Consider the following 21017-nt stretch of genomic DNA (forward strand, 5'->3'; position numbering starts at 1 on the left):
AAAGTTTTTTATTTCTTGAAAATCTCTTTCTAATTCTGATAAAATTTTTCATTATATTGATATGAATTTCTCATAATATTTTTTATTTTGTTCTCAAAATCTTCTAAAAATCCTTTTACTTTATCAAAATATTTTTCTTGTTTATATTTTGTAAAATATTTATTTTTAAAGTAATAATATCCTCTACTATCTCTAAAGTCATATTTATTATATTTAATTAATTCTTTTCTTTTATTATTTTGATCCAATAAAGTGCATCATCCACATCATAATCGGCTAAAAAGGTTTACCTTCTACTCTTCATCTTCATTCATTCTCGTATGCCATTACTTTAGCTGTTATAATACCATTATTGAAAAAATTTTCGATAAGCTTTGATCACACAACAGCAACACTTCTAACAGCAATACTTTCTTCATCAGAAAATCTTCTCTTGATTATTATTCTAGCCTCATATATTGTAAGATCAACGTACTGTGAAGATTCACTAAATTCATCAAAATTATCTTAATAGTCCCTCATTAGAACACAATATAGATTATTCCTCTATATATGCATCATCATACAATTCTAAAGTTTCTTTATCAATACTATAGAACATCTTACAACTAATAAAAATTAAAAGCAAACTTAAAATTAAAAATTTGTTTCTGAATTTCATTATTATACCTCCTTTATGAAAATTTCACTTAGATCTTTCAATCTAACACAATTTTTATAAAATTGTACACACAAATATAAAGAACAACAATTAACCAAAATTATTGTCATCAAATTATCTAAAATTTAAAAATAATCAATCATACTCAATTAAATAACTTTACCAGTAACATACAATACGGATTAAAATTTTATTTTCAAAATAAACCAAATTCCAATAATTATTAATGATATATTTGACAAATAAAGATTTTTTCCTAGCTAATAAACAATAAAAATATATCCGAAGACAATTATTGACAAAATTTAATTGTAACTAAACCTATATTAATTATAAACACTTAGCATATGTTTCATTACATCATAAACTTGTTACCAAATTTTCATTATCCAAACTATTTTTAACAAAAAAATAATTCTAAGTCTTAATCGTATATTGTTCAAAATTAATACTCAAAATATCATTTATATTAAGAATTCATATCTTTGGTGTCTCTTACCTTCATAGTTTTATAAGAAATACTAACTAAAACGTATTTCTTAATTAAATCTTTAATATTGAGTAAATATTAATTAGAATACCTATTTGAATACAAAATATATTCTCATCAGCACCACAACTTTATATTTTTTCTTTTTTTTATACATCACCATACAAATTAATAATATAAACTTCGTAAAATTAATATCATTAGTACACTAAATATAGGACTACAAGTCCCTTTGATTTTACATGTAAATATAAAGTACTTCATCAATATCTTGGACATATTATCCCTCTCCTATAATTAATAATTTAATATAAGTAATGGTATCTGGACCTAAATTATTCATTCCTAACCAAATAGTAACTTATTAATACCTTCTAATTTTTTGTCATAAATCTAAGAAAATAATAATTATTTAAATAATCTAATCAATAGATTTATTAAAACAAAAGCATTGAGGAAACTTAAAAACATATTAATCTTATTAAGAAATTTAGGAAAAAAAGAATTACAAAATAAATTCGATTTTACTAAACACTAATATAGATATTAATTAAAAATTATCGTTAGAGATAATCCTTTATCAAGCTCTATTTTATGATATGAGATAAAATAGAGTTAAGTTTGTTGATAACTTAATAGTCTATTGGCATTTTCTCACAATTTTTATGAATCTTAGACTATTAATAATAATAAAATAAAAATCAACTAAAACCTAATTCAGCCTAGCTATATGATAAACAACATAAAGTTCATCAATAGAATTTGATAATTCCTTTCCTCTCCTATAAAAAAATAACTTTCTGGCATTTCCTTTAACATCCCTAATATCTCCCTGATTTAAAAAAATAGATTCAAAAACAGAAATCATAATTTGAACCAATAAAATATTACTACTATCATTTTTTTTCATACACAATTTGATACTTCGAACAAAATTTTTAGAAATTTCCGCTAATTTTTTTGAAGAACATTGAGACACTATAAAAGAAAACATATCAGCATACATACTTACAGCAGTATCAATAACATTTTCATAAGCATTAATTATCAATTGAACAACATTAACAACTTGCTCCATTTTTACTTCGTTACTATCAAAGACAGAATTAACTTTATACTCAAAAATTTTCTTAAGTTGTTCAATTGCATCTATCCTCATCTGAGGATTATGTATTTTAAAATAATTTAAAATATTCTCAAGTTTATCAACAATATTATCAACCTTCATTCTGATTATAACATCTCTAGATTCCTTGGTTAATTTTGCACTATCACAATTACCAGGACCATTTACACAATACACATAATTTTTAAGAAAACTATAAATTGTATGATACTCCTGCACAAGAAGACATAATGATCTTGCATATTTAACAGACTTCGTAATAAAAGTCTTAAGTTTAATAATATCATCTTTACTTAACCTATCAACATCATTTCTAATATTAGCATTATCAATACCAGAACTACCCTCTATAGCAGGACCATTCCTCACATCAAAACCATTAGCTACAATAAAATCATTCTTAGCTCTAGAACCATTTCTTGCATTACCATTTACATCCTTGACAGTTTTAGTTCCGTCAACTGCATTTTTACATGATACTATAGATATTAACATCAATAATATAAATACATCATTATACCTGGTCATTTTTCTCCTCCTTTTTAAAATCAAAAGCTTGTGTACAACATTTTACTTCCAAATTAGCAATAATCAAGAATATACTACTAATTAAAACCCATAAAAAAAATAAATACCGAAATTATATACAAATAGAACATCAACTATATAGACATATTTATCTTGAAATTAAATTTAATCATAATACACTAAGACTTGTGTTCTAAATTCAAGACAAATGCAAAATAAATAACTATAAAACAATAATTTAAAAAATTCAAAATTATAAATAATATAAAACTTAGTTACAAAATTAAACTATCAATTTTTCAATTCTCCAAAACATCATGAATATGAGATTCTCTTAATGACGCAGAACTTATTTTTACAAATTTAGCATCTCTCTTTAATTCTAATATTGTCTCAACTCCCAAATATCCCATCCCAGACATTAAACCCCCCTTTAATTGAAAGATAATGTCTTTTACCTTACCAACATAAGGAACCATCCCCTCAATACCTTCAGGAACCAATTTCCCAGGCGAATCTTTACTTTCAAATTGAAAATACCTAGATTTAGAACCCCTAGCCATAGCAGCAAGAGATCCCATACCAACATAAATCTTAAATTTCTTGCCATTATACATTATTTCCTCTGAGGGAGATTCATGAGCTCCAGCAAAAAGATTCCCTATCATCACACTATCAGCTCCCGCAGCAATTGCTTTAACTATATCTCCTGAAAATCTAATACCACCATCTGCTATGATGCAAATATTTGTATCTTTACAAGCCTCAAAAACATCATTAATTGCCGTCAACTGTGGAACACCAACCCCTGCAACTATTCTTGTTGTACATATACTCCCCGGACCTATTCCCACTTTTAAACAATCTGCACCTGCATCAATTAAATCAAGAGCTGCTTCCTTAGTCACTATATTACCTGCAATAACATCTAAATTTGGATATTTACTTTTAATTTTCCTTACAATCTCAATTACCCTAGTAGAATGTCCATGTGCAGAATCAACAACAATAACATCAACATCTGCCTTAACCAATTCTTCAACACGCTCTAGAGTATCAACATCAGTAGAAACAGCTGCACCAACTCTCAATCTATCATTAATATCTTTACATGCATTTGGAAAATACTCTTGATGTTCAACATGATCTATATCCTTGCAAGTTATTAATCCCCGCAAACTATTTGACTCATCAACAATAAGTAACTTTTCTATCTTATGCTTAAATAAAATCTCTTTCGCTTCTGCCAACGTAATATCTTCTTTTGCAGTAATTAATTTTTTAGTCATTGCATTAATTACAGGAGTATCATCATCTGAAATATATCTAATGTCTCTACTGGTTACTAAACCTAATATTTTACCTACATGATCTGTAACTGGCAATGCAGAAATATTATGTTTACCAATCAACCTTTTGGCCTCTTTAATACTAGTATCCTCATTAATTGTAATAAGATTCCTTATAATTCCATTACGATGATAAGATTTTACTATTTCCACCTCTTTCCTTTGAATTTCAATAGTAATATTCTTATGTATAATACCCATCCCACCTTCCTTCGCCACTGCTATTGCCATTCTACTTTCTGTAACTGTATCCATAGCTGAGCTTAAAAAAGGTATATTTAAATATATATTTCTTGTCAATCTTGTCTTCAAATTAACATCACTAGGTAATATAGATGATTTCCTAGGAATTAAAGAAACATCATCAAAAGTTAAAGCTTCTTTTACTATTTTATCCATCAATTATTTCTCCCTCATTTATTAATTCACTTATTATTCCCATTCTATCGTCGCTGGGGGCTTAGAAGAAATATCATAACACACTCTATTTATACCTCTAATTTCATTAATTATTCTTGATGAAACTTTTCTTAAAAAACTATAAGGTAATTCAACCCAACTAGCTGTCATAAAATCTAGAGTATTAACACATCGAATGACAGCTGTATATTCATATGTTCTGTTATCTCCCATAACACCTACAGATCTTACAGGCAATAACACCACAAATGCTTGTCTTACTTTATAATATAAATTATTTACCAAAAGCTCTTCTATCAAGATATGATCAGCTCCCTGCAAAATATCTATCTTATCTTTTGTTACTTTCCCTATTATTCTTATTGCCAATCCTGGCCCTGGAAACGGATGCCTATAGAGAACTTTCTCTTCAAGACCCAATTGCACTCCCAATTGAATTACCTCATCTTTAAAAAAATTTCTCAATGGTTCTAACAAACTTAGGTTAATTTTATCCGGAAGTCCTCCTACATTATGATGTGACTTAATATTTGAAGAGCAAACATTATTCTTAACTTCAGATTCAATAACATCGGAATAAATAGTTCCTTGGGCTAAATATTTTATATCATCCTCTTCTAATGCCACCTTTTCAAAAATTTCTACAAATGTCTTCCCTATAATTTTTCTCTTCTCTTCAGGATCATCTACATCCCTTAAATTATTTAAAAACAACAAAGAAGAATCAATATGTTTTATATTCAAACTGTACTTCTTATTAAATTCCAATATTTCATTAACTTCATTCTTCCTTAAAAAGCCAGTATCAACAAATACACATATCAAATTATCCTTTATTGCCTTATTAATCAGTAAGGCACATACCAAAGAATCTATTCCACCTGAAAGTCCTAAAATTACCTTACGATCACCTACCTCACATCTTATATCTTTTACTAAATCTTCTATACTATTACTTAAATCCCAATTTGTCTCTGCTTTACAAATTTTAAAAACAAAATTTATAAATATTTGATTACCAACATCACAACTACTTACTTCTGGATGAAACTGTACACCATAAATTCTCCTCTCCAAATTAAATACAGCTCCAACACAAATATTAGTATAAGCAATTTGTTTAAAACCCTCCGGTATTTCTTCTATATTATCTCCATGACTCATCATCACTTCAAATTTACTTGGAAGCTCCAAAAATAAATCAGCTTTATTATCCTCAACAAATAATTAGAAGATTTAGGTATTCCTATTTTGGGGATATGTTATGCAATGTAATTAATTATTAAGATATTTGAAAGTTCAATTTCTAAGTGTGCTAAGCAGATATTTACAATTAATTAAATGATTGACACTATACTTAGACAAAAAATAATTAATCAATAAACTTATATTAACCTTCCAATTAACACAATAACAAAAATAATATTCCAAATAAACACATTATATTCAATAATTAATAATTAACTTATTAATTCAACAACTATAGACCTCTTCATATCTTCAATCACTATACAAAATCTCTAAAAAATATTAGGTTAGCTAATTTAATGAGAAAATATCAACTTTAAAACAAAAATAAAAAATAACAAAAATATAACAGGAGAAATTTTGATACCTTCTTTGGTGATCAAACCATATAACACACTTATAATCACATAAAAAATTATCCCTATTCCTATACCCACAGCTATACTATAAGTTAGAGGAATTAAAAATAATATTAAAAAACTTGGAATAGCTTCTCTAATATTTGTAAAATCAATATCTCTTATTTCCTTGCACATAAAAAATCCCACATATATTAAAGCAGCTGATGTAGCACTAGTAGGAACAGCAACAAACAAAGGTGCAAAAAATATCGACAATATAAATAAAGTACCTGTAACAACTGACGCAAATCCTGTTTTGCCTCCCTCTGCTATGCCTGTTGAACTTTCAATATAGGTAGTCACAGGAGATACTCCTAACAAAGCTCCAAAAGTTGTAGCAATAGCATCAACTAATAATATTTTATTAGCATTACGTATCTTTCCTCGACTATCAATCAAATTACCCTTTGATGCAACTCCTACCAAGGTCCCAACAGTATCAAATAAATCATTAAATAATAAAATAAATATTATAAAAACAAAATTCCAAAAATTTTTGCCCAACACATATGCAAAACTCAATTTATTAAATATAGGTGCAACTGATTCATATCTTAAAAAACCATCTGGCAACTTAATACCCATATTTAAAGCAGCATTCCTATCAAAAAGAGCATAACACCATGCTATGGCAGTGGTCATACAAATTGATAATAATATGCTCCCTTTAACCATTTTGAGTTCAAAAACAAATATAGCAATAATACCTAACAATGTAAGTAAAACCTTAAAATTCATAATATGACCAAGTCCAACCAACGTAGACTCATTCTTAACAATGATCTCACTATTAACGAAACCAATAAATGCAATAAACAAACCTATACCAACAGTAATCGCACACCTTAAATTCCCTGGTATAGCATTTACAATCTCTTCACGCATCCCTGACAGAGATAAAACAATGAAAATAATACCCTCAATAAAAACTGCTCCCAAAGCTATTTCCCAAGGTATATTCATTCCTTTTACAACAGAAAACGCAAAAAATGCATTAATACCCATCCCCGATGCCAATGCTAAAGGAGTATTTGTATAAAATCCCATAAAAATGGTAGCAAATCCAGCCGTTAAACATGTAGCCGTTACCAATGCTCCTATAGGCATCCCCGCATGCGAGAGTATATAAGGATTAACAACTATTATATATGCCATACTTAAAAACGTTGTAATTCCAGCTATAATTTCTGTTTGATAATCAATACTATTATTTTTAATCTGCGATATTAATGTTTCATTATGTTCACTCAAAATAAACTCCTCCCAAACATTTTAGTTGCATCAAAAATTAAAACTAATATCATTATACCCTTATATTAATACTATAATCAAAAAAATAAAAAATCACTCTATACAAATATCTCAAATAATTTTATTATTTTGCAATAACAAATCTTCACTATTAGAATTAGTAGAAAAAATAATAGTCTTAAGTACTTGGCCAGCACTATTTATAATAAAAAACTTTTTCCTTCTAACAAGCTCTAAATACACTTTTAGAGACACATCCTTGCCAACACTAAAAAAAGTCTGAATATACTCGCTACCAATTCTTTTATATCTCCTAAATAAAAACAAAGCTACTATATCATTGTCACACCTTAAAAACAATGGTTCCTTATATCTTAAATGAAACTTTCCAGAAATAGTAAAATAATGCCTTAAAGAAATCTTATTATCCCCAAATATTAATCTAATATATTTTGAATTTTTACTTAACCCTTCGACACCCTTAAAATCAATAGTCTTACAAGAAAACATTAAAAAAACAAAATGTAATAAAACAAAATATTTAATAAACTTTATCATTAAACGACTACGGACTTTTATATACCAACATAATTTATTATAAAATATTATTCTCAAGAGCATACTTCAGAGTATTTCTACTACTCTCAAAATCAACATCAATAAATTTGGCATCATATTTAAGAGTCTCACGAGTCCACACTTGATAAGAATGCTCATCTAAAACAAAAGATAAACTTTTATGAGGATTAAGAGCCCTTAAGATTAAATCAGAATTACCTCTATCAATATTAACATATAAAAATCTAAATCTCCCAATACTTACAACTTTAGAAATATTAACATTACCAATATAGTTATCATCTTTTATTAATTTTAAATAATCACCATTAAAATCCGACTTTAAGTCCAAATTCAACACTATATTCAAGAACACAGAAAAACTATTAGTTAACTTATCTCTTTTGATATAAATTTGACTGTTTGGATAAAAATAAAGAAAATAATTTGCCCTCTCTATCGTATCAAATTTTTTATCTAAAATCTCATGTACACTTAAAGTTCTACATGAAAAAAAAAACAAAACAAATAAGAAAAAACTATATCTCATAATTAAATTATATTATACAATATGAAAAGGAGAATGTTTATATTGAATGAAATCCAATAATTTTAGCTCATATATTAAAACACCTTATATTTATTCTGATTATATAATCTCAAAATATGCTGTATTGCTTATCCCCGTCCCTATCATCAAAATTGCAATAGGAGAAGGACTTAAGGTATTTGAAATTACATTTGAAGAAAAATATAAAAATTTTTCTGGATATATTAAGCCAAATAAAAAAGCTATATATATAAATGAAACAATGAACTTAACAAATAAAAGATTTGCAATAGCACAGCAACTGGGCCACTATTTAATGCATAAATACCAAGTTTTCAATCCATCAAAAAGAACAGATATAATCAATACTAAAGATAATAATATGACAATAGAAGCTAACATATTTGCAACAAATTTATTAATTCCAACTACCACCCTAAAACTAAAAGTACCACAATATAAATCAATAAGATATCCACAAAAAATAATGGCAAAAGAATTTCAAGTATCCGAAAATATCATACACTTTAAATTAAGCATGCTCAATGAAATCCATAAAATTGAAAAAGAAAACAAAATACAAAAAAAATTAAAAACCAAACAAATAGATAGAACAAAAGCTAAAGATTTGTTACTACAAAACATAGACAAATTAAAAAAATCAATAGCAATAGACCTAGAAAAAAGAGAAATCACAAGAAAAGCAAACATAAAAAAAATCTTTGAAGAATTAGAATAAATAATCATTAATTATTGAATGGAAAAAATCTCAAGCATATTTTCTAATTTACGTTTAGCAACAAATAAAGATTTTTTATCTTGAATAAGCATATCTAAAAAATTTTTCTTAATCACAACCCAAGACTTGTTACCTATATTTGTCCTATAAAAAGGAACATTTATCCTTAAAGGAAATTTCTCTTTAATATTATGTTTATCAAAATACTTCAAAATTTCTGACTTAAAAGATGAACCCTGCACCATACTATACGCTACAATAATTTTATATAATTTCTTATTATACAAATAAAGCTTTTTAATATATTCAATGTTATTATTATAGCTAGACTCAGAAACAGAAACAAAACCCTCTTGTTCTCCTTTTATAAACTCAAAGTTATTATTGTATAAATCATTTAAAACTGCATATTTTTTAAGATCAATATCCGAAATCCTTAGTTCAGGATATGCCATCAACTCCTTTAAAGTCAACAAACTAAAATCATCATTACTGTCAAATTCATCCAATAAAACTGTATAACAACTTAAAAAAAACAAAAAGATAAAAAAAATATAAAAATTTAAAAATACACGCATATAACAACTCGATTATACTTTTTCATCAAAACAAAGTAAATAAAATAACTTTGTTTTGATATAATAATGTATGAAAATCAATCTAAAGGAACTTAAATGAGCTATTACACATTAAGTAATATATCTCTATATGTTGGATATATTATTATAGGAATTACATCATTTACTATTTTTAACACAAATTTAAGAATTAAAATCAAAAATAAAATGAAAAAACTAAATTTTTTATATTATATGATCTTATTTATTTTTTTTATAATCGCTACTAATTTATCTCATTATTTCTCAGAAAAACAATTACTAGAAGATTTTCAAGAATTTAAAAAGGATTTTTTTGAAATACACCAAATCAATGAAACATTTTTAAAAAAATACATTTTACCATTAAAAGAACCAATCAAAATGGAATTAATGTCAAAATTAACTCCAATAAATACAATATTCAATGCTAGTATTGAAAAATATTCACAAAAAATCAATAAAACACCAACTGATATCAAAAAAAACTATGATGCATATATTAAAGCAATAAATACAGAAATTAAAAATAAAATTTTTCAATTAGAAAGAGAAATCTCACCAATGTATAACAAATATAAATTACCTTGTTTAAATAATCAAATATCAAACATCAGTGTTGACAAAGATGGAAACATCATTCCTATTCTTAGGAATTCAGAAGGCAAAATAACAAATTTATTATTCTATGATCAAACATACAATTTAACTCCATTTAAGGTATATAACAATCATGAAGTTAAATTTGATATAACTAAAGATGATAATAATTATTTTAAAGAACTCATTAATGTTTATTATATTGATTCAAACAACACCAAAAAAAATATTGATTATTATAAAAATAACATCGATACAATCCCTTATTACATAGATTTAACAGAAAATCAGGACAATTTTTTAAAAAGCATCAAAATTAAAAATGAATATAAAGAATATATTAAAGAAAAAAATAAACTAAAAATATTGGTAAATAATGACAAATTAGATGATTTTAAAGCATTATTAAAACAAAATCCAAATACATTTTCTCTAAATACAATATTTTCAGATGGAAATCCTGTATTAATTTATGCAATAAAGTCAAAAGCTAAGAATATAATAAATCATATAATGTCACAAGATTTCAATATAAATCTAACCGATCAAGAAAATAAAACAGCACTTCATCATGCAATAATTAATGAATATGATATCACTTTCATTAAATCTCTTATAACAAAAGGAGCAAACCCAAATATAAGAGACCTCACAAAAAAACTACCATCAGATTATACTCCTAAAAATGGAGAAATTTACCAATACTTATATATATATAATAATAAAAATAATTAATTAATTAATTTTATTATCTTGCAATATAGTGAATATTAATTAATTTAATTAATATTCACTATACTTTATAATTGTATATTGAATTGAAAATGAAAAAAATTAAATGATGCAAAAGATATTTCACAGTTACTCAGATATACAAACTTATTTTAATATACACTACTTAAATAAAAATTAAGAAATAAGATAGAATTATATTGCTATATATCTCACATAACAAATACTATAATATAAAACCAATGCAATTTTTATAGTCTTGATAAAACAAGATTTTAGATTGAAAAATTAATAAGATATATATTTGCTCTTACTAAAACTAATATTAACATGCATAAAAATATTAAAACTTCCCAATTTCTCTTTATAGCACCTATTTTCACTATTTAACCCACTGTATTTGTTTATGACAAAACTTATACTTTAAAAACCAGAAAAAAAGTAATCCAAAAGACCAAAAAATCTTGACAAGATCATACATAATTAAATGTAAAGACACTTGTATTATAAAATTTAAAATTGAAACATATGAAATTCAATTTATTAAAAAGACGCCCATCAAAAAATTACAACTAAGACATAAAATGAAAATAAACAACATTATTATATCAAAATATAGAATTCTCTAATCCTTTGAAAAAGAATTTTATCTTTAAAATTTATTTACAAGATTAGCAAATATTGTTAATATTAATTAATAATATAATTAACATTTTTAATTATATTAAATTTAATAACAATTTAAGGGAGGGGATATTATGTCAATACTATCAAAATCTATATTTACAACATTACAAAAAGTAGGAAAAGCTTTCATGTTACCAATAGCTCTGCTACCAATAGCCGGACTTTTACTAGGAATCGGCAGTGCTCTTACTAACAAAACAATGATTCAAACCTATGGGATTGAAGCACTATTTGGAGAAAAAACTATAATGCATGCGACATTGTCTTTGATAAAATATACAGGAGAAGTTATTTTCGCAAACTTACCCTTAATGTTTGCAATAGCAATTCCAATTGGACTAGCAAAAGCTGAAAAAGGAACAGCAGCACTTGCTGGTGTCATAGGTTTCTTAGTTATGCATCAAACTATTAACGGCGTTTTATCAATTCAAGGCATTACTCCTTCAACCACAAACGTAGAAGCACTCTTAGCAATCGGAACAAGCGAAGCAGAAGCAATTTCTAAAAGTCAAGAATACACAAATGTACTTGGAATTTTTTCCCTACAAATGAGCGTAATGGGAGGAATGATAGCAGGATTTATTGCAGCAATGCTTCATAACAAATTGCACAATATCCATCTACCTACATTTCTAGCATTTTTTGGAGGATCAAGATTTATTCCCATCATAACCACACTTGTAATGTTTATAGTAGGAATAATTTTAACATGTATTTGGCCATTCATTCAAGGTATGATGACCTCATTAGGCAATATCATAGAAAAATCAGGATATTTTGGCTCATTTGCATATGGAGCAATTAAAAGATCTTTGATACCTTTTGGACTTCATCACATCTTTTACATGCCTTTCTGGCAAACATCTCTAGGCGGAACAATGGAAATTAATGGAGAATTGATATCAGGAGCACAAAATATATTCTTCAAACAATTAGCAGATCCTCATACCACACATTTTGAAGTCACAAAAGGAACCCGTTTTTTTAGTGGCGAATTTATAGTAATGATTTTTGGATTACCTGGAGCTGCTCTTGCAATGTATCATACCTCAAAAACCGAAAATAAAAAAGATGCTGCTTCTCTATTAATATCAGCTGGCTTTACATCAATGCTAACAGGAATCACAGAACCCCTTGAATTTGCATTTCTCTTTGCAGCACCTGCTCTCTATTATCTTATATATGTCCCGCTATTTGGACTTGCTCACTTATTAGCTCATATTTTCAATATTGGAGTTGGATTAACATTCTCTGGTGGATTCATTGACATGTTCTTGTTTGGAATATTACAAGGCAACAGCAAAACAACTTGGATCATGATTCCTACTATTGGAATATTTTACTTCATAGGATTCTACTATATTTTCAAACTTGCAATTATAAAATTCAATCTTAAAACACCTGGTCGCGAAGATCTAGAAGAAGACATAATAAAAGCAAACCCACACAAAACAAAAATTTCAGAAATTGCTGGAAAAGTACTAGAAGGACTTGGAGGAAAAGGAAATATAACATACCTTGATGCATGTGCATCAAGATTAAGAATAAATGTTAATCAAATAGAATTAGTAAAGTCCGACATTTATTTCAAATCTATTGGAGCAAGCGGCATGCTTAAAAAAGGAAATGATATTCAAATCGTATTCGGAGGAGTCTCTGATAATATAAGAATGGAAATAAATAAAATTCAAACTACCAAATAATCAAAAAATATAAACTAACAATAAGAGGAGAGAAGTATTATCAAAAACTACTCCTCTTATCATTTTTTAAAAGGAGGAATACAATTATGCATAAATATCAATATTTCATTTCTGGAAAAGTACAAGGCATAGGATTTAGATTTTTCACAGAACAAATAGCAAAAAAAATAGGAATCAAAGGCTTTGTCAAAAATTTGGACGATGGAAGAGTAGAAATAATAGCCTTTTTCATCAATAACAAACAAATCGATTCATTTGAAAATGCACTAAAAAAAGGCAATGGATATTCAAAAATTGACAAAATAGAAAAAAAAATCTTAGATACAAAGTACCCCTTCGATTTTAAAAATTTTTGTTCTTATTATTAATATTTTTCCTAATATTTGCCTTAACTATTTTCATTTTACCAACCTTTGGCTTATTATTACTTTTACTCCCAATCTTCAAGCTTTTCGTACTAGATTTAAAAAAATGTTCAACTCTAAATTTTAAAAATTCTAATGATTTCCTATCCTTACAAAAAATATTTAAATTGCCATCGGAAAATTTAATATCAAGAGCATAATTCGTTTCTGTTCTTAAAAAATTACACGAAATAAATTCTCCATTCAATTTATTTCTTTGAAAAAGAAAAAAATACTTTTTACCCCTCTTAGAATCTCGAAAATCAATCTTTAACCAATCCTGCATTGGTTGAATTGAAACCAAATTATCATAAAGATAAGAAATATAAACCATTCTATTATCATCGACACTTAATGCCTTTTTAAAAAAATAAAGAAATCCTGTATCCATACAATTAAAATATATTACAATATTATAAATCAAAATATTTAAAAAAATTTAAAAAATTCAATAAAATTGATCTTTAACACACTTACTTCAAGTATCATATCCAAAAATTAAAGATAAATATTCTCCTAATTTCGCATAATTATAATTATAACCATATTTTTGCTTAAAAAGCTTACGAATTTTTACATTAAGACCTCGAAGCATTTCTAGTTCTGCCAAACCTTTTTCTATCATTAATTCCTGAATTACACGCAAAGTCTTAATATAATTATCATCTATAATGTCACAAGATTCTAACAATGCATTTAATCTTTCCATATTAACAACAGAATATGTAGTCTTTCTCCTAACATAGGTATGTATCCGCTTGTTAAGCAGTTTTAATAAATCAACATCAGCATTATCATCCAAATTTTCTAAGACATAACGATTATAATGAAAAGCCGTTATTATATCATCATGCTCATGCCCTAAGACTGTAGTAATCCACAAATTTAACTCCATATTCTTTGGAGCAAATGCAAGATAAGAAAATCTACTATAAAGTCTTCTGCAAAAATAAATGGACTCTTCAGGTTCAAATATATTTTCAAAAATCTTACGAAATAATCTATTATAACTATAAGCAAGATTTGAAGATATAATCTCCTTTGACAGCTTTTCTGTCCTTTCCATGTACCTTATTTCTGATATTGAATCAATTACCAATCTAGAATCAGCAAAAGTAGGAAAAACTATTTCATGAATTAAATTATGCTCTTTCTTTTTAGCAATATGTTTCATTAAGATATGTTCATTATCTTGAACATAAAATTCAGAAACCTTCATTATTTCAACAGGACGTCGACCTGTAGCCATTAATACTCCATAAAATTTCAATCTAATATCTCTTTTTTGAGTCAATAAAATGTTTATGATTTCAATATAAGTCTTCAAATTTATTTTAACTGATATTTGCTCTCTTCTGTAACTATTAATCTTTGAAATCTTATAATGATGTGCATAATCATTTAACCATTCAGGACTTTTAAACAAAGCAAGAAAAGATTCAAAATAAACTTTCTGACCAAGAATATTATTAGCAATCATCAATTCCTCAATCTTACATAAATCTTTTATATCAATATTAGAAAGTTCTTTTATTTCTTTAGGAATCCAAAAAAATAAAAGTTTATTCTTTTGCCTAATTTCCTCAATCACTGCAAGATTGATGTATTCTTTTATTATTTTACGTGTTTTAGAAAGATTTAATATCATTGAAAGGTTAGTAAATTTATCTTTTCTTAAAAGAATACCTTTGTGCTTCTCAGCAAGAATTTCAATACTTATCTTTAACTTAGAATATGAAATTTCTTGCTTTAAATACTTAACATATATTTCTTCTAAATTTTTTCGAAACAATTCAAGATCTTTTTTGATATTTACTTTTAAAGACATACTAAACACATTATATCAAGAAAAGATAATAAGAACACCTATTCAACTTACAATAATTCTTATTATATATAAATTAAAATTACTTACAAACTTCTACTATTGCATAAATCTTTCAATAGCTTTAAAAACATAATAATAAAGAACAATATAAGTTTCTTTTAAAACAGAATATTCAGAACTTCCTACAAAATACATAAGTTCACTTGTGCTTGAATTAAGATCATCTTTATGATTTCTAATCTCAAATTCACGATTAATCTCTTCTACATGTTGTAAATTAAAATTATAAGTAGAAATTTGTCTATCATTTTTTATATCAAGATCATTACCTAAATCTAAAGAAACTTTCTTCTTAAATAACTTTTTAACCTGAAATTCAAATACATTGGAAGAAATAACATTTAAAAAATCCAATTTAAAACCAAAATCAAAAATAAAACCAAATTTATAATCTAATAAAACTGCCATCCTTGAAAATAATATTATTTCCATAACAATGCTTTTTGTGGTTTTATCTAATATAAAATAATAAGAATAGCCGTTAATATCTTTAACAGATTCAAAATAATTCTTAGAATGCAAATAGGTTTTAAACTTATTATTACCTAAATGCTCATATCCAGATATTTCTAATTTTATTGCATCTTCTAAAGGCGTAAAAAATTTCGAAGAAACATCAAAATTACAAGAAAAAAAAATAAATATAAAAGACAAAAAAATTTTATAAACTATACCAAAAACCCCTCGTGATAAATCTAAATATTATATTATCCTATCTTAAAAAACCCACACCTAATAATATAGCCTAACAAATAATTCATAAATTAGAACTATAAAGTCCAATCACTATTCTATCTATCACTATTCTATAATTATCATAATAAAATAAAAATAAAACGATACAAAATGTTAACGTATTATTTAAAGTCTTTACTTTTCATAAATATTTAATTAAAATGATATCATTAGTATTTTGCAGATAAATATCAAACGATAGGAGTTTAAAATGAGACAAAAAAAGATAAGCAAAATTCCATTTAACAAAATAGTAGATCGAAGGTTAAAGGTGTTTTGGGTAATTAAAAAACTGCAACATAATTATTTTACAAATAAAAGAAGATACTCACTAAGAAATGTTGTAATTATGGTAAATTCAATATTAGAAAAAAAAGGATTTAAAACAGTAACACGAAGAACTATACAAAGCGACATTGCAAGTATTGAAAAAATTGGGCTACTGAAAACCGATTTCAATCCTCTTGGAAAAAATAATGGAAGTTTTACTTATTACATAATCAATAAAAATCTTGAAAAAATGGCTAATAAAGCAATAAGCACAGCTTATTTTATACAAAAAAAGAAAAATGCAGAACAAGCAATAGACAAAGCTATTAATAAAGACAAATTAAAAGAACAAAAGCAACAATTCAAAATTTCACATCAGATATTTTCATGTCTTTTAGGTTATAATAAAGATAAATATTATAAATATAAGAATTCTTATTTCAAAAATAAAAAAAATGGGGAAGAGCACTTAGAAAAGATTATCTTACAAAAGTTTAATATAAAAGAAAAAGATCTAGGAGAAATCAAAAATATTGTAAAACTTCAATCAAGTTATAAAAACACATTGTGGAACTTGAAAGATTTTATGGAAGCATTGAGGGAATACAACGAAAATGATGTTGTAGCTTTTTTTAAAGCAGTTCTTAAGAAAAAGAAAAACAAAATATGGTTTATGTCCAAAAGAGGCTTCAAAACAGATTTTAATTTTATGATAGGGAGTTTTAAAGATAAAAATAAAACAAAAGCACAACAAATGTATCAAGATCAAAGAAAAATTGCGGCCCCAAAAATGAATTATATAGACGAACCAAATAAAATAGTGAAAGTAAGTGATTTAGTATCGGATATTATAAAAACAAAAAGTTTGATATCCAGTTAGGAATATTAGAAGTATATGGGAAGAAAAATACATGGCAATATGTGAATTGAAAGCAAAATTACTGGCAAGAAGATTGGAACTTAATAAGGCGAATAATAATTTTTTTAAGAAAATAGAAGATAAAAATTATAAAAAAATGTATCATACAAAGATTTTTAGCATGATAAATAATTTTGAAGCTAAACCAAATAAGGGTAAATTTTGGTTGTGCTTCAGGAATGTTTTTGATCCCACTAAGTATGAAAGTTTGCATTTGTTTCATATGAGACAGGGAGATAGATTTATAGGAATCTATTATGGGTTTACTAGGTTACTCAAACCATTTATTGTACATTACAAAGAGAACGAAATAAAAAAGACATCTAGAATAACAAAGATCTATTATATAGAGTTTAGATTTAAAAAAGGAAGTGTTTTTTGTTATTTAAGAAGTTTGTGTACATTGTTACAATCAAAAAATAAGGAAAAAAATTTTTATAATTCTTTGTTGAATAGAACATTGAAATTGGAGAAAGAAGTGCATCGTTTTTATGGGAAAGAATATTTTGAGGATAAAGGTATACTGAAATGGATAAAAGAAAACCAAAAATAATTACTATAGCTTCAATTAAGGGTGGTGTTGGGAAAAGTACGACTGCTTTGTTTTTTAGTAATATTCTTTCATCTAGAAATTATAAAGTATTATTAATTGATTTAGATCCACAAGCTAGTAGTACTAGTTTTTACGTTAATATTATAAAGGGTCAAAATGTAGATATCAGGAAAATAAATATATATAGAGTGTTGAAAAAGGAATTGGATATTGAAAATGCAGTTATTAATGTTAATAAAAATATTGATTTTATAGCTAGTCATTTAAGTTTAAGTCAATTTAATGAAGAAAATATATCTTTAAAAGAAAGTTTGCTTAAAATATTTTTAAGTTATATACAGTATCGATATGATTTTATAATCATGGATACCGCTCCTACTTTAGGAAGTTTACTTAATAATAGTTTAATAATTACCGATTATCTTATTGTTCCTTTGCCTACTGATCAATGGGCGATTGAGAGTTTAGATTTGATAACCAATAGATTAAGAGACATATTTAGGAATGAATTGCCGATGTTTTATTTAGTAACTAATTTGGTTGAAAGACAGAATATAGATAGAGAGTTGAAAAATTTTATTGAAAGTGAGTATAAAGATAATTTTTTGGGAAGTGTTCCAAAGAGAGATAATCTTAGAAAAACTGTTTTTTATAGAAATAATTTTAATCCAAATGAAGATTATTATAGGGCTTATGAAGGAATATTAGATATCTTTTTGAATAAGATTGAACATAATTAATAGTTCCAAGTGGTACTAATAGTTCCAATTTGGAACTATTAGTTTAAAGAGGTGTATGATGAGTAAGAATAGAAGAATAGAGATAGTTAGGAGGGTTGACTTAGAATTTGATGAAATTAAAGCTTTTAATAAAACAAGAGAAGAGAGATATTTAGAATTAAAAGAAAAACTTAAGATTTTAATAAAGGAAGAATCTTATAATAAGATAGAAACCGCTAGAATTTTTAAAGAAATTAATGAGAGCAAATATTATGCTCTTGATGGATATAAAAGTTTTGCGTCTTTTATTAAAAGCTATAAAATAGCAAAGACTTCTATATATAGATATATTAAATTAGTGGCGGGAATTGATAGTGGTAAAATTGATTATGATTTAATTTTAAATAGAGGTGTAGATTATGCTATTCAAGTATTAGAAAATGGGAGTCGCCTTAGTAAGAGTAGTACTAAATCTTTGAGATCTTTAAGATTTAGATTGGATGATGAAGAGAGTTTTAGTTTTTATAGAGCAAATATAAAATTTGCTAGTTTTTTGCTTCAAGAAGTTTATAAAATTGAGAAGGATTTTTTTTATAAGATGCAAGATAGATATAATAGTTTGAAAACATAGTGAGTTTATATTATTTTATTAGAATTATCTATTAGTTTGATTAATATTAAATTATATGACATATTTTATGTTTATTTATTATTTAATATTATAAAAAATTTTAAAAAAGACTTTACAAAAAAAAATAAAATAGTTTATAATTGTTTTATAGATTGAGATTTGAAGTCTCACTCTTATTGTTTGATTAGAATAATAGGTTGGCTACAGTAAGTAGCCTTTGTCATTTTAATTATATTTGGAAGAGTGTTGTTATTATTTCTGTTTATTTTTTATTGATAGATATTTGTTTATGTTTCTTGATTTTTTGTTGAGTTAGAGTGTGTTGTATGTAAATATGAATTCTTGTATAATATTTTTTGGTGTATAAAGAAATAAAGAGCTTTAAAATTAACTTTATGTGTTTTCAGGTTAACTTTAAAGCTCTTTTTATTTTTTGATATTTTGTTTTTCAATGTGTTTATTTTTAATATATTGTTTTTCTGTTATATTGAGTTTTATTAAGAAATTTTTGATTTTCGCTTTATTCATTTTAAGTGTTTCTAATCCTACTTGAATTTTGACATCTTCTTTGTTGTATACATATTCGTCTTCATTTAATAATTTTTCTAGTATGGTTTTATTTAATATGAAGGAGGAAGCATTAACCCATTTTCCAGTTGAAGATTTGCTATCGTATTCATAGCTTGTTTTGCCTTCTATTTTTGTTGTGTCTGGGAGTATTAGTGGGGTTTGTTTAATTATGCTGTGATTTTTTAGTTTGGTGTGTAAAAATATTTGAGTTGTGTTAGTTTGATAGTCTATTACACCTTTTAATTCTAAATTTTTATTTAAATATTGATATATTCTTACTTTTTTATTTATTGTGTCATGTTCAATTTCTATAGATGAGCATGCTAGAAATAGAGAAATTAATAGCATTGTTGTTTGTTTTAAATTTTTGAAAGAATATAACACTTAGTTTCCTCCTTTTATACCATATCAATATGTATAGTATATATTTACAATTAAATTTTTATAAATGATTTGTGATATTTGATATCTTTTAAATATTATACTTTAATAAATTTAAAAAACAAGATTATTGGTCTTGAATTATTTGTAAATTATGTTATAATTATTTTAGAGGGTATTATTTAAATATTTTAGTTCTTTGGAGTTAAGATAGTTTTTTATAAATGCGCGAATAAGAATGTTTTAGTTAAATTAACTTTTATTTGTGTTTTGTTGTTGGTTTTTTAATCTTTAAATTTTAGTATTTT

Annotated in this window: 21 protein-coding genes and 1 pseudogene; 8 read left to right on the forward strand and 14 right to left on the reverse strand. The window is 25.6% G+C overall.

The window, feature by feature from the left end:
* Positions 1-29: 29 nt before the first annotated feature.
* The 8 genes and pseudogenes from U880_RS0101315 to U880_RS0101350 form a co-directional block, all read right to left on the reverse strand.
* On the reverse strand, positions 30-248 hold the full coding sequence (locus U880_RS0101315) for a hypothetical protein (RefSeq protein ID WP_024654459.1): 219 nt from the start codon (positions 246-248) through the stop codon (positions 30-32).
* 290 nt (positions 249-538) lie between these two features.
* Entirely contained in the window at positions 539-661 is a 123-nt protein-coding gene (locus tag U880_RS11935) for a hypothetical protein (protein WP_268744602.1), read from the reverse strand.
* Between the two features lie 1202 nt (positions 662-1863).
* Positions 1864-2805, reverse strand: coding sequence for a hypothetical protein (locus U880_RS0101325; RefSeq protein ID WP_235047974.1), 942 nt, complete (start codon positions 2803-2805; stop codon positions 1864-1866).
* Between the two features lie 299 nt (positions 2806-3104).
* On the reverse strand, positions 3105-4556 hold the full coding sequence (gene guaB / locus U880_RS0101330; RefSeq protein ID WP_024654461.1) for an IMP dehydrogenase: 1452 nt from the start codon (positions 4554-4556) through the stop codon (positions 3105-3107).
* 30 nt (positions 4557-4586) lie between these two features.
* Positions 4587-5783, reverse strand: a pseudogene (gene guaA / locus U880_RS0101335) (glutamine-hydrolyzing GMP synthase); the annotation flags it as partial.
* A gap of 335 nt (positions 5784-6118) precedes the next feature.
* Positions 6119-7474 (reverse strand): NCS2 family permease, encoded by a 1356-nt coding sequence (locus U880_RS0101340; RefSeq protein ID WP_024654463.1) that lies wholly within the window; start codon positions 7472-7474, stop codon positions 6119-6121.
* A 111-nt stretch (positions 7475-7585) separates the two neighbouring features.
* Positions 7586-8032: a hypothetical protein gene (locus U880_RS0101345; protein ID WP_084543160.1), complete on the reverse strand. Its 447-nt coding sequence runs from the start codon at positions 8030-8032 to the stop codon at positions 7586-7588.
* A 37-nt stretch (positions 8033-8069) separates the two neighbouring features.
* The gene (locus U880_RS0101350; RefSeq protein ID WP_024654465.1) at positions 8070-8582 is read right to left on the reverse strand and encodes a hypothetical protein; all 513 of its coding nucleotides are present in this window, start codon (positions 8580-8582) and stop codon (positions 8070-8072) included.
* Between the two features lie 46 nt (positions 8583-8628).
* On the opposite strand from U880_RS0101350, the gene U880_RS0101355 reads away from it, so the two are divergent.
* Entirely contained in the window at positions 8629-9321 is a 693-nt protein-coding gene (locus U880_RS0101355; protein WP_024654466.1) for an ImmA/IrrE family metallo-endopeptidase, read from the forward strand.
* An 11-nt stretch (positions 9322-9332) separates the two neighbouring features.
* On the opposite strand, the gene U880_RS0101360 is transcribed toward U880_RS0101355, so the two are convergent.
* Positions 9333-9830, reverse strand: a complete 498-nt coding sequence (locus U880_RS0101360) for a hypothetical protein (RefSeq protein ID WP_235047975.1) — start codon at positions 9828-9830, stop codon at positions 9333-9335.
* A 165-nt stretch (positions 9831-9995) separates the two neighbouring features.
* Here U880_RS0101360 and U880_RS0101365 point away from each other — a divergent pair, with 165 nt between their 5' ends.
* Positions 9996-11252, forward strand: coding sequence for an ankyrin repeat domain-containing protein (locus U880_RS0101365; RefSeq protein WP_024654468.1), 1257 nt, complete (start codon positions 9996-9998; stop codon positions 11250-11252).
* A 727-nt stretch (positions 11253-11979) separates the two neighbouring features.
* Here the strand turns inward: U880_RS0101365 and U880_RS11665 are convergent.
* Positions 11980-12132 (reverse strand): hypothetical protein, encoded by a 153-nt coding sequence (locus U880_RS11665; protein WP_235047977.1) that lies wholly within the window; start codon positions 12130-12132, stop codon positions 11980-11982.
* Between U880_RS11665 and U880_RS0101370 the strand changes: the two genes are divergently transcribed.
* Together U880_RS0101370 and U880_RS0101375 are read left to right on the forward strand one after the other, a co-directional pair.
* On the forward strand, positions 12065-13639 hold the full coding sequence (locus U880_RS0101370) for a PTS transporter subunit EIIC (RefSeq protein ID WP_235047976.1): 1575 nt from the start codon (positions 12065-12067) through the stop codon (positions 13637-13639). The two genes, U880_RS11665 and U880_RS0101370, sit on opposite strands and share 68 nt — an antisense overlap.
* A gap of 86 nt (positions 13640-13725) precedes the next feature.
* A complete protein-coding gene (locus U880_RS0101375) occupies positions 13726-14007 on the forward strand; it encodes an acylphosphatase (protein WP_024654470.1) in 282 nt (93 codons plus the stop codon).
* Here U880_RS0101375 and U880_RS0101380 read toward each other — a convergent pair.
* The 3 genes from U880_RS0101380 to U880_RS0101390 form a co-directional block, all read right to left on the reverse strand.
* Positions 13982-14434: a hypothetical protein gene (locus U880_RS0101380; RefSeq protein ID WP_024654471.1), complete on the reverse strand. Its 453-nt coding sequence runs from the start codon at positions 14432-14434 to the stop codon at positions 13982-13984. The genes U880_RS0101375 and U880_RS0101380 overlap by 26 nt on opposite strands.
* Before the next feature lie 87 nt (positions 14435-14521).
* Positions 14522-15871, reverse strand: a complete 1350-nt coding sequence (locus U880_RS0101385; RefSeq protein WP_024654472.1) for a protelomerase family protein — start codon at positions 15869-15871, stop codon at positions 14522-14524.
* A gap of 96 nt (positions 15872-15967) precedes the next feature.
* Positions 15968-16585, reverse strand: a complete 618-nt coding sequence (locus U880_RS0101390) for a hypothetical protein (protein ID WP_024654473.1) — start codon at positions 16583-16585, stop codon at positions 15968-15970.
* Positions 16586-16877: 292 nt separating this feature from the next.
* On the opposite strand from U880_RS0101390, the gene U880_RS0101395 reads away from it, so the two are divergent.
* Genes U880_RS0101395 through U880_RS0101410 form a run of 4 tightly spaced genes read left to right on the forward strand, consistent with a single transcriptional unit; the run spans position 16878 to position 19758 of the window.
* The gene (locus U880_RS0101395; RefSeq protein WP_024654474.1) at positions 16878-17816 is read left to right on the forward strand and encodes a plasmid maintenance protein; all 939 of its coding nucleotides are present in this window, start codon (positions 16878-16880) and stop codon (positions 17814-17816) included.
* Between the two features lie 31 nt (positions 17817-17847).
* Positions 17848-18408, forward strand: coding sequence for a DUF226 domain-containing protein (locus tag U880_RS0101400; protein ID WP_084543158.1), 561 nt, complete (start codon positions 17848-17850; stop codon positions 18406-18408).
* Entirely contained in the window at positions 18384-19148 is a 765-nt protein-coding gene (locus tag U880_RS0101405; protein ID WP_024654476.1) for a ParA family protein, read from the forward strand. Before U880_RS0101400 ends, U880_RS0101405 begins: the two co-directional genes overlap by 25 nt.
* 58 nt (positions 19149-19206) lie before the next feature.
* Positions 19207-19758, forward strand: coding sequence for a chromosome replication/partitioning protein (locus tag U880_RS0101410; RefSeq protein WP_024654477.1), 552 nt, complete (start codon positions 19207-19209; stop codon positions 19756-19758).
* Positions 19759-20184: 426 nt separating this feature from the next.
* On the opposite strand, the gene U880_RS0101415 is transcribed toward U880_RS0101410, so the two are convergent.
* Positions 20185-20712 carry a hypothetical protein gene (locus U880_RS0101415; RefSeq protein ID WP_024654478.1) on the reverse strand — a complete coding sequence of 176 codons (528 nt, stop codon included), beginning with the start codon at positions 20710-20712 and terminating at the stop codon, positions 20185-20187.
* Between the last annotated feature and the right edge of the window lie 305 nt (positions 20713-21017).

Origin of the sequence: Borrelia hispanica CRI (assembly GCF_000500065.1) — a bacterium.
Taxonomy (GTDB): Bacteria; Spirochaetota; Spirochaetia; order Borreliales; family Borreliaceae; genus Borrelia; species Borrelia hispanica.

What these genes read in the sequence shown, in the direction of transcription:
- U880_RS0101325 (WP_235047974.1), bottom strand. Translation starts at nt 2,805, where the DNA reads ATGACCAGGTATAATGATGTATTTATATTATTGATGTTAATATCTATA.
- U880_RS0101400 (WP_084543158.1), top strand. Translation starts at nt 17,848, where the DNA reads ATGGCAATATGTGAATTGAAAGCAAAATTACTGGCAAGAAGATTGGAA.
- U880_RS0101380 (WP_024654471.1), bottom strand. Translation starts at nt 14,434, where the DNA reads ATGGATACAGGATTTCTTTATTTTTTTAAAAAGGCATTAAGTGTCGAT.
- U880_RS0101385 (WP_024654472.1), bottom strand. Translation starts at nt 15,871, where the DNA reads ATGTCTTTAAAAGTAAATATCAAAAAAGATCTTGAATTGTTTCGAAAA.
- U880_RS0101365 (WP_024654468.1), top strand. Translation starts at nt 9,996, where the DNA reads ATGAGCTATTACACATTAAGTAATATATCTCTATATGTTGGATATATT.
- U880_RS0101345 (WP_084543160.1), bottom strand. Translation starts at nt 8,032, where the DNA reads ATGATAAAGTTTATTAAATATTTTGTTTTATTACATTTTGTTTTTTTA.
- U880_RS0101395 (WP_024654474.1), top strand. Translation starts at nt 16,878, where the DNA reads ATGAGACAAAAAAAGATAAGCAAAATTCCATTTAACAAAATAGTAGAT.
- U880_RS0101405 (WP_024654476.1), top strand. Translation starts at nt 18,384, where the DNA reads ATGGATAAAAGAAAACCAAAAATAATTACTATAGCTTCAATTAAGGGT.
- U880_RS0101375 (WP_024654470.1), top strand. Translation starts at nt 13,726, where the DNA reads ATGCATAAATATCAATATTTCATTTCTGGAAAAGTACAAGGCATAGGA.
- U880_RS0101350 (WP_024654465.1), bottom strand. Translation starts at nt 8,582, where the DNA reads ATGAGATATAGTTTTTTCTTATTTGTTTTGTTTTTTTTTTCATGTAGA.
- U880_RS0101355 (WP_024654466.1), top strand. Translation starts at nt 8,629, where the DNA reads ATGAAATCCAATAATTTTAGCTCATATATTAAAACACCTTATATTTAT.
- U880_RS0101370 (WP_235047976.1), top strand. Translation starts at nt 12,065, where the DNA reads ATGTTACCAATAGCTCTGCTACCAATAGCCGGACTTTTACTAGGAATC.
- U880_RS11935 (WP_268744602.1), bottom strand. Translation starts at nt 661, where the DNA reads ATGAAATTCAGAAACAAATTTTTAATTTTAAGTTTGCTTTTAATTTTT.
- U880_RS0101410 (WP_024654477.1), top strand. Translation starts at nt 19,207, where the DNA reads ATGAGTAAGAATAGAAGAATAGAGATAGTTAGGAGGGTTGACTTAGAA.